The 11,794-nt window shown below is 63.7% G+C and carries 11 protein-coding genes; 7 read left to right on the top strand and 4 right to left on the bottom strand.

Annotated elements, in window-relative coordinates; all coding sequences use genetic code 11:
* Nucleotides 1-108: 108 nt before the first annotated feature.
* Nucleotides 109-1,410, top strand: a complete 1,302-nt coding sequence (locus tag VF629_RS10165; RefSeq protein ID WP_331058369.1) for a hypothetical protein — start codon at nucleotides 109-111, stop codon at nucleotides 1,408-1,410.
* Between the two features lie 292 nt (nucleotides 1,411-1,702).
* On the top strand, nucleotides 1,703-2,743 hold the full coding sequence (gene rluF, locus VF629_RS10160) for a 23S rRNA pseudouridine(2604) synthase RluF (protein WP_331058368.1): 1,041 nt from the start codon (nucleotides 1,703-1,705) through the stop codon (nucleotides 2,741-2,743).
* A gap of 186 nt (nucleotides 2,744-2,929) precedes the next feature.
* On the opposite strand, the gene VF629_RS10155 is transcribed toward rluF, so the two are convergent.
* The gene (locus tag VF629_RS10155; RefSeq protein ID WP_331058367.1) at nucleotides 2,930-4,201 is read right to left on the bottom strand and encodes a S41 family peptidase; all 1,272 of its coding nucleotides are present in this window, start codon (nucleotides 4,199-4,201) and stop codon (nucleotides 2,930-2,932) included.
* 87 nt (nucleotides 4,202-4,288) lie between these two features.
* On the opposite strand from VF629_RS10155, the gene VF629_RS10150 reads away from it, so the two are divergent.
* The 3 genes from VF629_RS10150 to VF629_RS10140 all read left to right on the top strand — a co-directional run bounded on the left by VF629_RS10150 (nucleotide 4,289) and on the right by VF629_RS10140 (nucleotide 6,862).
* Nucleotides 4,289-5,110, top strand: coding sequence for a hypothetical protein (locus VF629_RS10150; RefSeq protein WP_331058366.1), 822 nt, complete (start codon nucleotides 4,289-4,291; stop codon nucleotides 5,108-5,110).
* Nucleotides 5,111-5,264: 154 nt separating this feature from the next.
* Nucleotides 5,265-6,260 carry a 23S rRNA (adenine(1618)-N(6))-methyltransferase RlmF gene (gene rlmF, locus VF629_RS10145; protein ID WP_331058365.1) on the top strand — a complete coding sequence of 332 codons (996 nt, stop codon included), beginning with the start codon at nucleotides 5,265-5,267 and terminating at the stop codon, nucleotides 6,258-6,260.
* Between the two features lie 113 nt (nucleotides 6,261-6,373).
* On the top strand, nucleotides 6,374-6,862 hold the full coding sequence (locus VF629_RS10140; RefSeq protein WP_331058364.1) for a cold shock domain-containing protein: 489 nt from the start codon (nucleotides 6,374-6,376) through the stop codon (nucleotides 6,860-6,862).
* 377 nt (nucleotides 6,863-7,239) lie between these two features.
* On the opposite strand, the gene VF629_RS10135 is transcribed toward VF629_RS10140, so the two are convergent.
* Together VF629_RS10135 and VF629_RS10130 are read right to left on the bottom strand one after the other, a co-directional pair.
* Nucleotides 7,240-7,503: a hypothetical protein gene (locus VF629_RS10135; RefSeq protein WP_331058363.1), complete on the bottom strand. Its 264-nt coding sequence runs from the start codon at nucleotides 7,501-7,503 to the stop codon at nucleotides 7,240-7,242.
* A gap of 81 nt (nucleotides 7,504-7,584) precedes the next feature.
* Nucleotides 7,585-7,944 (bottom strand): hypothetical protein, encoded by a 360-nt coding sequence (locus tag VF629_RS10130; protein WP_331058362.1) that lies wholly within the window; start codon nucleotides 7,942-7,944, stop codon nucleotides 7,585-7,587.
* Nucleotides 7,945-8,341: 397 nt separating this feature from the next.
* Here VF629_RS10130 and VF629_RS10125 point away from each other — a divergent pair, with 397 nt between their 5' ends.
* A complete protein-coding gene (locus VF629_RS10125; protein WP_331058361.1) occupies nucleotides 8,342-8,866 on the top strand; it encodes a nuclear transport factor 2 family protein in 525 nt (174 codons plus the stop codon).
* A gap of 30 nt (nucleotides 8,867-8,896) precedes the next feature.
* On the opposite strand, the gene VF629_RS10120 is transcribed toward VF629_RS10125, so the two are convergent.
* A complete protein-coding gene (locus tag VF629_RS10120) occupies nucleotides 8,897-10,027 on the bottom strand; it encodes a putative sensor domain DACNV-containing protein (RefSeq protein WP_331058360.1) in 1,131 nt (376 codons plus the stop codon).
* Between the two features lie 453 nt (nucleotides 10,028-10,480).
* Here VF629_RS10120 and VF629_RS10115 point away from each other — a divergent pair, with 453 nt between their 5' ends.
* Nucleotides 10,481-11,128, top strand: coding sequence for an isoprenylcysteine carboxylmethyltransferase family protein (locus tag VF629_RS10115; RefSeq protein WP_331058359.1), 648 nt, complete (start codon nucleotides 10,481-10,483; stop codon nucleotides 11,126-11,128).
* Nucleotides 11,129-11,794: the final 666 nt, after the last annotated feature.

The raw sequence follows: 11,794 nt of genomic DNA, 5'->3' as shown, positions 1-11,794 counted from the left end.
TCCGGCCTTCGCTTTACTCGCTGCCCACGCACCCGGCCTGGCCCCGCCCTAAAAGCCGCCGCTGGGTGCTGGCGGCTTCGTTGTTCCAAGCCCTTATTCCGGCTCGCTATGACCATTTCTTTCAACACCGCGGCCTTAACTGGCCTGCTGCTGACGGCCGCCCCCGCCGCCCGCGCCCAGTCGGTGGAGCTGACCATGGACAACTTCACCAGCAGCGCCATGAATACCAGCCTCACGACGCTCAACAACGCCGCCGTGATGGCCGCCGCCAAAAACGCCAGCGGCAAAGGCACCGCCAACAGCACCGCCAGCAACTCGGCCAGTGCCGTCCGGCTGGCCTACATACCTTCCACCAGTGCCCGCCGCGCGGCCGTCGAAGCGCAGGCCCGGCGCCTCAAGGCCAGCAACCCTGCCCTGGCCGCCAAGCTGCCCGGCACGTTCGGACCCGGCGGGCCGGCCGACTTCAGCCTGCTCTACCCGAAGGCCATTCAAGGCTCCGGCTTGCGGGAAAACGACGTGGCCGATGCCTTCGCGGCCTACCTGGTGGGCACCTATCGGGTGGCCCACGGCGAGGTGCCGGGCGGGGCATTTTTGCCGCCCAAGCTGGTGAGCGCCGTGCGCACGCAGTACGCCCCGGCGGCAGCCCGCGCCCTGGCCGGACGCCCAGCCAGCACCACGGCCGAGTTGGGCGAGTTTTTGAAGCTGCAAACCGTGCTGCTCTACGTGGGCGCCACCCAAGGCCGGCCCACCGACCTGACGGCGTTTCGGCAAGGGGCAGCCGTGCAGCTCAAGCAATTGTTTAAAATGGACGTGAATGCCCTGACCCTGACGGAGCGGGGCTTTGTGCAAAGCGGGGCCGGAACCGGGACACCGGCCACTGCGGCGGTCAGTGCGGCGGCATCACCCGCGAGCCCGGCGGCAGCCGCCGCGCCAGCGGCTCCCAGCGGCACGGGCGCGGCGGCCGGGGCGCAGTGGTTTTTCCGCTCCGTGAGCGACGCCTACGGGGGCATCGCCTTCGAGCCGGTGGCCCTGCTGGCCAGCGGGCAGTACTGCGACGTAGGCGACGGCCCCCTCGAAACCCTCAACCCCGCCGCCGACAAAGCCCGGCGCCCCGCGGCCTGGGGCACCTGGCGCAAAAACGGCAACACCGTGGTTCTGACCAACCACAAGGGCCAGTCGAACTCCTACACCCTGGGCACGGGCAGCTGGTTTCCGGCCTACGCGGCGGGCGCCGTGCCGCTGAAACGCACCTATAAAAATGCCAGCGGCGGCAGTGTGGGCGGGGCCACGTCGTTGGTCATTTCCAAAATAAATTTCCTCGACGGCAGTCATTTCAGCGAGGGCTCGGACGCGGGCATCGTTTCCGCCAACGCCGCCGGTGGCAACCGGCGCAGCGCCAGCGGCACCTAGCGCCTGCAAGGCCACACCCTCACGCTGACCTACGCCGACGGCCGCACCGTGCGCAAGTCCTTTGCCATCGGGGCCTCGGGCGCACCGGCCCGACCGTCCAGTAACCTGATTTTTATAGGCGGCGATGCCTACACCGACGACTAAGCGCCTCGCAGCAGGAAGCCGCTACGCGCTGAGGTACCTTTGCTCTGAAGATGCGGTAAAAGTTGAGGGTTAAAAGTAAAGAGCTGAACGGCTCTTCCTGCCCACTTTTTCCGTTTAATCCTCAGCTTTTAATCCTGCGCTCGCGCCCATGCCTTCACCGTCTTCCACCCGCCTCAATAAATTCATCAGCGAAAGCGGCCTGTGCTCGCGCCGCGAAGCCGACCGCTACATCGAGCAGGGCCTGGTGCTGCTGAACGGCAAGCCCGCCCAAATAGGCGACCAGGTAGGGCCGCGCGACCGCGTGACCGTGAACGGCCACAAGCTGGAGCCAAAGCAGGTCGAAGACGCCGTGTACCTGGCGTTCAACAAGCCGGTGGGCATCACGAGCACCTCGGAGCCGGGCGTGCGGGGTAACATCGTGGACTACGTGAACCACGCGGCGCGCGTCTTCCCCATTGGCCGGCTCGACAAGGACTCGTCGGGCTTGATTTTCCTGACCAGCGACGGCGACATCGTGAATAAAATTCTGCGGGCCGGCAACAAGCACGAAAAGGAGTATGTCGTCACCGTCGACCGCATTCTCACCGACCGCATGCTGGACGAAATGGCCAGCGGCATCCCCATGCTGGGCACCGTCACCAAGCCCTGCCTGGTGCAGAAGGAAACCCCGTACATCTTCCGCATCACGCTGGTGCAGGGCCTCAACCGCCAAATCCGCCGCATGGTGGAGCATTTTGGCTACGAAGTGGTGAAGCTCGAACGCGTGCGCATCATGAACGTGACCCTGAAAGGCCTGCCCGTGGGCGACTGGCGGGAGCTGACCGAACAAGAGCTGGCCGGCATCATGAAAATGGTGGAAAAGTCGAGCGGCACCGAAGACGCCTCTGGCGGCCGGCGCAACTCCAAGCCCGCTACCAAAGCCGCTCAGGAACCAACCGGAACAGGAGAACCCAAAGCCAAGCGCGCCCACAAATCCGGCCCGCCGTCGCAGAAAAACCCATCCAGCAACGGCTGGTGGGGCCCGCGCCCCGAGAAGCCCCAGGCGGCCGGCCCCGGCAAGCGCCCCGCCAAGCCCGGCGCGGGCGGCCCGGCCCGGCCCAAGAGCAAGGGCCCCAGCGCCACCGGCAGTCGCCCAGCGTCGAAGGGCTCACCCAGCGGCCGCAGCAAAGGCCCGGCCCCGCGCCGGTAACTTTTCGCCGACGTTAGCTTAGAAACTGTTTGGGGTAAATGGCCAGCGACCGAAGCAGGGTAGAGACGCAACATCTTGCGTCTCGTCGTTGAACGATGACGCCCGAACTGTGCGGTTGTAACCGTTCAACGGCGAGACGCAAAATATTGCGTCTCTACCCTGATTTTTGCGAACTCCACCAGCTTCCTATTTCTTACGGCGCAATTGGTCCAGGGCCGTTTGCAAAACCGGGTCGGGCGCAGCGGACGGATTGGTGGTCTTCAAGTCGACGTACACGGGCGGGCGGAAGGCCTCCCGGGGCTGGCCCTTCACGTGGAAAATCCGCTCGGCGGGGATGGCGAAGCGGATGGCCGAGTGAGGCAAGGTGTAGGAGTAGATGGCGCCGTTGAGTTGCGCCATTTCGGTGCCCACCACCGTGGCCCGGCCCAGCGCGTCGAAGCCCACGGCCAGGCCCTCGCCCATGCTCCCGGTCCAGCGCCCCACCAGCAGCACCAGCGGCGCCGAGTAGCGCACGCCCCGCGGCGACACTATTTCTACCCAGCTTCGGCGCACGCCAGTCTGCATTTCCTCGCGCGTCAGTTCGTGGCGCTGGTAGGGGCCTTCCTTGCTCACAAACCGCCCCATGATGGCACGGGCCACCGTGGTGTTGCCGCCGCTGGGGGTTTCGCGCAGGTCCAGAATCAGGCCCTGCGTGTTGAGCAGGGCCGTGAGAGCACTGTCGAACGATGCGATGATGCCGTTGTCGCTCAGGGAATTGTTGATTTTGAGGTAGCCGATAGTGCCCAGGCGGCGGGCTTCGAGGCGGGCCGGGTACGGCATGTTTTCCAACTGCATGCCGGCCTCGTCGGGACGGGCCGTGAGGGAGCGGCCGTTGGCCAGCAGGCTCCAGACCCGTGGCGTGAGGTGGTTGCCGGCCAGCAGTTGCAGCAGGGCAAAATTGCGGGCGGCGGCATCGGGCTGGCGCAGCGTGCGGGGCAGAAACGGCTTAATGGCGTCGTCGATGGGCACGCCGTTGGCCGCCGTCACGACCATGCCCGGCCGCACGCCGCTGCGGGCGGCCCCAAACCCGGGGCGCACCGCCTGCACCACGGCGCGGCCGCCCACGAATTCCGCCCAGGTGTCGGTGCTTGTGGGCACCAGGCGGCGCGAGTCGGGGCGGTTGGTGCTTAGGCCGGCGTGGTTGTCGTAGAGCTCGGCCAAGGCATTTTCGAGCACCCGCACGAAAGCCTGGCGGCTAGTTAGCGTGTCGAGCTGCGGGCGGTACAGGGCCCGGACCTGCGCCCAATCGGTTTGTTTTTGGGTGAAGTAGCAGTAGTTGGTGCGGACGGTGTTCCAGAGGAAATCAAAATCCTCCTGGTACTGCTGGCGGGTGAGGGGCGGTTTTTGTGCCGCGGCCGGCCCCGGCGCCAGCATACTCCCCATCAGCAAGGCAAGCAGCAGCGAAAAGCGGTAGTTCATGGCGGCAAAGAAACAAACGCCGGCCCCGGCACAGGTCCCGGCCGCCGGCTGGAATCAATGCGGACCGTTTTGGGGTTAGGTTTGCTCATGAAGTACTTCCTCCTCGCCCTGTGTTTGTGGCTGCCCCGGGCCGTGGGGGCCTTCGCGCCGCTGGAGCCGCTGCAGATTGCCGAGCAATTTGTAGCGCCCACGGGCTGGCCCGACATGAAAGACTACCTCTGCTGCGAGGCCGCGGGCCAGGCCAAGCGCGAAACCCTGGGCCAGCAGATTCCGGGCCGCCTGCGCCGCACCTGCCAGCTCCTGGAGCAGGGCCCCAGCACGGCGGTGGTGGCCGTGGAGCTGCGCGACCCCGCCGAGCGCCGCGACTTCTACCTGCACTTCGCCAAAGAGGGCGAAACCTGGAAGCTGCGGGCCATCCGCAACCTGGCCATGACGCACCTGGGCCCGCCCATGGTGGACTTGCTTGCGGCCATGCCGCGGGCCGAAATAGCCCAGTACGACCTCAAACACCCCGAGGCCAGCCACGCCTTCACCCTGGGCAACCTCAAGCTGTGGACCAGCTCCGACGCCGACATCGCCGCGCACTTCCGGAAGAACCGGGCCGATTTCCGCAAGGTGCTGCGCCTGGTGCAAGCCGGCCAGTATTTCGCCGCCGACAGCGCCGGCGAGCAAGCCGCCAACGCCGACCCCGCCGTGCACGCCCTGCTCCGCAAGCTGTACCTGGGCCGCGTGCGGCGCCGCGAAACGGGTTGCGCCAGCTGCCTGGAGTTCGTCATCGGCGGCAAGGTGACCAGCACGGTGGGCTTTCTCTACCAGCCCGAAGCCACGCAGCTGCCGGCCATGACGCCCGACCACCTCATCGTGCTCAAGCCCCTGGGCGAAGGTTGGTACCTGTACAAAACCACCTAACCGGCTCGACGAAGCTGCTAGCAATTCAGGATTTTTCGTGTCTGTCATCCTGAGCTTGCGAAGGACCTTCTCACCGTCGCACGATTAACGTTCTGGCTGGATAAGGTCCTTCGCAAGCTCAGGATGACGGCCGTTTAAAATTATTGACTTTACATTGAAGAAGCCCACTACCCCACTTGCCGCGCCCTTGGCGGAAAAAGACGCGTTGCACCCGCGCAACCCCCACCGCGCGCCCTACGACTTCCCCCAGCTCAGCAAAGCCAACCCGGAGCTGGCCGGCTTCGTGCAGCCCAACAAGTTCGGCAATCTGTCGATTGATTTCGCCAACCCCGCGGCGGTGAAAGCCCTGAACCGGGCGCTGCTGCGGCAGTTCTACGGCATCGAATTCTGGGACATTCCGAAAGGCTACCTGTGCCCGCCCATCCCTGGCCGGGCCGACTACATCCATTATCTGGCCGATTTGCTGGCCGAGAGCAACGGCGGCACCCTGCCGCCCGGCGAAGAAATCACGGTGCTCGACGTGGGCGTGGGCGCCAACTGCATCTACCCCATCATCGGCCGCCGCGCCTACGGCTGGCACTTTGTGGGCTCCGACGTGGACGGCCTGGCGGTGCGCGCCGCCCAGCAGATTGAGGCCGCCAACCCGGTGCTGGCCGGGGCCATCGAGTGCCGGCTGCAGCCAGTGCGCAGCCGCATTTTCGACGGGCTCATCCAGGCCGGCGAGCTGTTCGACCTCACCATGTGCAACCCGCCGTTTCATGCCTCCGCGGCCGAGGCATCGGCCGGGGCCCAGCGCAAAGTGGCCGGGCTTGGCACCAACCTGGGCACCGGGCGCGGCCCCCGGGCGGCCCTGAACTTTGGCGGCCAACACAACGAATTGTGGTGCGAAGGCGGCGAGGCCGGGTTTATCCGCCGCATGGTGCAGGAAAGCAGCCGGCGGCCCCGCACCTGCTACTGGTTTACCACGCTGGTGTCGAAGAAAGACACCCTGCCGGGCGTGTACCGGGCCCTGAAAACGGCCGGGGCCACGGCCGTGCGCACCATCGACATGGCCCAGGGCCAGAAGAAAAGCCGCCTCGTGGCCTGGACTTTTCTCACCCCTGAGCAGCAGGAAACCTGGCGAAAAACGCGGTGGTCGGCGGCTATTTAGGCAGGCCGTGCGTTTCGCCTTAGATATTGCGTATCTTCGTCATAATCCACTCCTCTGTTTTACCTCACCCGCACCAGGCCAAAACAGATACAACGAATCAGCAGCACAACACTATGGGTAGGTCACAAGAGACGTTTGGTAAAAAAGACAACGAGAAGAAGCGCGCCAAAAAGAAAACCGAGAAGGAGGAGCGCAAGGCCGAGCGCCAAGCCAACGCGAAATCTGGGGCTGCGCTAGAAGAAATGTTTGCGTACGTGGACGAGAACGGCAACATCACCGCCACCCCCCCCGACCCCACCAAGAAGCGCGTCATCAAGGACGAGGACATTCGCATCAGCGTGGCCAAGCAGGAAGACCGGGAGCCCGAGGACACCCAGCGCACCGGCACCGTCACGTTTTTCAACACTTCCAAAGGCTACGGCTTCATCAAGGACTCGCAGACGCAGGAGAGCATTTTCGTGCACGCCAACGGCCTGTCGGGCATCACCATTGGCGAGAACGACAAAGTCACTTTTGAAGTAGAAATGGGCCCCAAAGGCCCCAACGCCGTGCGCGTGCGCATGGCCAGCAGCACCCCGCCGCCCGCGCCTGCCGCCGAGTAAGCTCCTTCGCCCCGCCCCAATACGAAAGCGGCCGCTGCTCTAGGAGCAGCGGCCGCTTTCGCGTTGTTGTACAGTTGGTCATTGCTGACGACCGAAAGCTTTTCGGGAGACAAATTCGTTAACAATCAACGTCATGCGTCGAAGCGGTTTCGCAGGTCGGCGCCGTCCGGTCCGACGCGCTAGGCGTCCGACCGGTTGCCGTTGAAAGGGGACAGTAGGGCGGCTCAGGCGGCGCGGACGACAACCGGTCGGACGCCTAGCGCGTCGGACCGGCAAACGGCATATTTCCTAAACCGCTTCGTCGACTCCGCTTAGCATGGCCGTTTGAGAATGTTTAATGAATGGTCTCTGAATGCCCCAAGCCTTTTCCCTGAAAATCACGCGTTGCCGTCTAGCGCGGCCAGGTTTTCTTCGGCGGCGGTGGCATCTGGGGTCGTCTCGGGAGCTGTGGACGCGCCAGCCTTGCGGCGGGTGTTCCAGTAGCTCAGCCCAAGGACTACCAGCGCGGCGCCGCCCACCACTTTCTGGGTCGTGCTCAGGCCGCCGTTTTTATTGCGTTTGCCCAGGTTTTTGAGGGATTTGGCCGCGCCGCCCAGCAGGGTGGTTTTCTTGGCGCCTTTGTTTTTCTTGGTCTTTTTCATGGCTGTGGGTTGAGTTGAATGAATGGCATGGCCGGAAAGCGCCGCCGCCGTGAGGCGCAAGAAATCGCGCCCGGCAGCCGCTCAGCTGTCGTGTTTTGTTTTGGCGGGCTTTCGGCTTTTGTGGGAAGAAGTCGGCTTGGTGGGCGCGTCGGCGGCGTCCTTGGCGGCTGGCTGCGCCTCGGCGGAAAAAGCCAGCTGCGGCACTGCGGGGGTGGGTGCGCTGGCGGCGGGTTGCTTGTCGGCCGCGTCGGACTCTTGCTTAGCCAGGTAGGCGAGGCCGGCGGCCACGAGGGCGAGCCCGCCCACTATTTTCTGGCCCGTGCTCAGCTTGTGAATCTCCTTGGTCACCTTCCGAAACTTTCGCACGGAGATGGCGGCAACGTCCAGGATGTCCTCGGTCACTTCTTCTTTTTTCGAGTGCTTCTTTTTGCCTTTGCCCATGGTGAAACAGAGAAATACGGTACCAGAGAAAGTAAAATGCGACTTTGCTGGGATGGGGGCCGCCCACAAGGTGCGTCTCTCGGTGCCCAGGCGGCTAGGTTATTCGCAAGCCCGGGCGCGAAGGTTTCCTTCGTTGGCAAACGTCGGCCGGCTAGCAGTGTCGTTACGAAGGCTACTGTTAAGCTGCGGCCGCTGGCGCCAGCAAGCCGGCTGCGGCGTTAACTGACCAGCAGCGCCATTTGAGGAGCGCTGGCGTCTTATCCCGCCTCGGCATTCACAAGTACCTTAGGGTTGCGGGGCCGCTCAACGGGCTGGGCTTCTGGCACAAGCTGCTGGTTGAAGCAGCAGGGTTGGCTTTCGGTATTTTGACACAGTTCAGCGCTAAAATTCAGTTGCCATGCTTCGTAAAGCACTCGTATTAAGCTTACCGCTGTTCTTTGCCACGGGCACGGCCTGGAGCCAGCAACGGAGCCCGGGCAAGGCCGCGGCCACTCCCCCGCCCGGGGTGGCGGCGCCGCCGGCCGCCCCCGCTGCCGCTCCCGATGAGCTCAAGCAAAAAGTGGCGCAGCTCGACGCCGAGATGTTCGCCGCCTTCAACGCCAAAGACGTGGACAAGCTCACGTCCTACTTCGCCGACAACCTGGAGTTTTACCACGACAAAGGCGGCCTGGCCAATTTCACGCAAACCAAAGAAGGCTTTACGCGCCTGTTCGCCCAGTCGCCCGACATCACCCGCACGCTGGTGCCGGGCAGCCTGGAGGTGTACCCCGTGCAAGGCTACGGGGCCATGCACATCGCGACGCAACAGTTTTGCCACGTCGAAAACGGCCGCGACGACTGCGGCAACTCCAAATTCGTGATGGTGTGGCAGCAGCAAGGTAGCGCCTGGAAAATTACCCGCGTGGTGAGCTACGACCATTAGTCAGCGGCCGGTTTCAAACGCTTTTTTTCTTTACAGAAGCAGCACGTCGATGCGGTGGGCGTGCACCTGCTGCAACGTTTCCGACCAGGCAAACACCGTGAAGTAGCCGTCTTGCGACGCCACCAGGGCCACGGCGTCGCGCTGGTCGTGCACAAACTGGGCAGCGGCCAGGTGCCGCGTGCCGCCCACCTGGGCGGGGTGCAGGTGCTGGGCTTCGCTGCCCACCACGGGCTCGGTCAGCACCATGTTGTCGACGGGGGTGCTGGTGCGGGCGCGGGCCACTTTTGCGCCAAACGCCAGCAGGTGGTAGTGCTGCGTGATGACGGTGGCCCCGTCGATGGCCGTGAAGCCGCCCACCACGTCGATGTTGCGGCGCAGCATGTCTTGGCGCCGGCGCCGCAGCTGCCCGGGCTGCTGGCGCGCCCGGCTGCCCTGCGAAGTGGGCGCCACCACATACGTGATGGGGTGCACCACCGAATCCTGCCATTGGCTGGAGCCGGGCGGCACCACCAGCACCAGGCCGCCGCGGCCGTGGGCCCGCATGGCCGCCGCCAGGCCCAGCAGGGCGTTGTCGGTTTCGCCGGTGCCGGCGGGCAGGCTGCGGCCGGGCAGGAAGGTGCGCACGGCGGGGCAGTCGCTCAGGCCCACGTTTTCTTCGTCCACGAGCTGCAAGCGGTCGCCGCGGAGCACGGCCACGTTCACGTACTTGCCAAAGCCGCCGGTGCGGCGGTGTTTCACCACCAGCAGGCCCGGTTCCACCACCTCCAGCACGAAGCACAGGGGCGGCACCACCGTGGCCGTGCCCCACACGTAGAGGCCGTCGGCGTCGTGCCACACGCCCAGGTGGATGCCGGGCTGCTCCACGGCGGGGGCCATTTTCAGCAGGTTGTAGGGCGTGAGCTGGCGCCGCTGGCCCAGCACCAGCGGCTGGCGGGCCTGCTCGGGCGGCAGCAAGGCCAGCGAAATGCGCGGCGGGTGCCCTTCCTCCCGCCGCAGGCTGGCCCAGAACGCCACGTCAATCGCGGCTTCTACCCACTGGGCTTCGGGCGGGGCGGCCAGCCGGGCGGGGTCTTCGGCGGTGGCGGCGCGGTGGCGCGCAAAGTGGGCTTCGACCATGGGCGCGGCCATGCGCGCCGTGAGGTAGGTGGGTTCGGAAAACATAGGGCAAATATGAAAGCACCGGGCGACAAGCCAGAACGCACGGGCGCCACTGGGCTAGGCACCTTAAAAAAGAACTCCCGACGTGGACTACGAAACCTGGGTCACGGTGTGTGGCTCCCAGGCGCCACCAGAGCCAGCAAGCATGGCCACGCCAGCACCATTTTCCTGGCCTGAGGCCACCTAGACCGCCCACGTGAGCCAATCAACTTCCTGTTAGATACATAGTATAAGGCTAGTTTACTATAAGTATTTGATTTACAATAATAAACACCAGAATGTGACGCTAATTCAATTTTAATATTCAGAAACGCCGTATTGCACCCATATTTGTCGTTCCATTAACTTAAGCACAACCCTATGCCGTTGCGAGAAGAATTTGAGCAAGACGGAAATTGGCTCTTTAAGAACCGAAGCTGGCTGCCCACCCTTTTGTATCCTTTCGCCATTGCCATTATGTATTTCCACCGCGACACGGTGCACGGCTACATCACGCACGAAGGCTGGGGCACGGTGTGCTTGCTGGTCTCGTTGGCGGGGCTGGCGGTGCGCTCCGTCACCATCGGATTTGCCCCACAAGGAACTTCGGGGCGCAACACCAACGAGGGCCAGGTGGCCGAATCGTTGAACCAGACCGACATTTATTCGGTGGTTCGCCACCCGCTTTACCTCGGCAACTTTCTGATGTGGTTGGGCCTGTTCATGTTCATCGGGGTGTGGTGGTTCGTGCTGATTTGCAGCCTGGCGTATTGGTTGTACTACGAACGGATTATGTACGCCGAGGAGGAGTTCTTACGCCGCAAGTACTCGGCCCGCTACGAAGAATGGGCCAGCCGAACCCCCGCTTTTCTGCCCTGCTTTTCGAAGTGGGTGTCCTCGGGCATGCCCTTCGCGTTCAAGAACGTGTTGAAGCGCGAAACCCATGGCCTGTTTGCCATCCTGCTGTCCTTCGCCGCCCTGAACGGCATCAGCCACTTCTTTGCTGAGCGGCGCTTTGCCGTCGATGACCTCTGGAAAGTGCTGTTTGTTGCCGGAGCCGTGCTCTTCGTTGTCATACGCACCCTGCGCAAGAACACCAAGCTGCTGGACGTGGCCGGCCGCTAGGGTCAGAACCGAGCGTCGGCCATGCGCCGAATGAATGCCAAAAGAGGCCGAAGCTGTTGAAGCTTCGGCCTCTTTTCGTGCGGGGCTAGCCCAGTGCGGCTGTCCGTCCATGCAGCACACGTGCGGCAAGGCAGCGCCGTTGGATAGTGGGCCCAAAGTAAGCGTATCCTTAACCGGTGCGTCTGGTTAATTGCCGATTGCACAATTCATGGGTTTCATTTAACCGAGCAAAGCGCGGTATTTCCGCGTCGCTCACGGTTGGGCGGTGGCTTGGCGAGCAGGCAAAAAAGTGGCAAAAAGTTGATTGTTATTTATCCGAAATCGGATTGTTTTTTAAACACCATCGGCAACTACTTGCTGGGTTTGGGAGGGCGAGACCGGGAGAACAGGGAATGAATGAGGGTGCTGGTAGCCGCGCGCGCGGCTTGTGCAGTAAGCGTGCAAACACGGCTACAAACGATTGTTTCGCATTGCCAGGCCGCTTTTTTCTTGCGCAAAGACTTCTAGCTTGCGTCTCGAAGTGCTGGCCCAGCTGGCGCACTTCCCACCCTTCCGAGCGCCGAATTTCTGCAACGGCCGCCGCTCCACCAAGTCGCCGAGCACCTGTTCGGCACCAAGCGCTTTTTGCACGTGCACCTGCTTACCTGCCCCCAACGCCGCCGTCGG

The sequence above is a fragment of the Hymenobacter sp. genome (assembly GCF_036388155.1).
Classification (GTDB): domain Bacteria; phylum Bacteroidota; class Bacteroidia; order Cytophagales; family Hymenobacteraceae; genus Hymenobacter.
The sequence above is the reverse complement of the archived record's forward strand: the minus strand, read 5'-3'. Positions and strand labels throughout refer to the sequence as shown.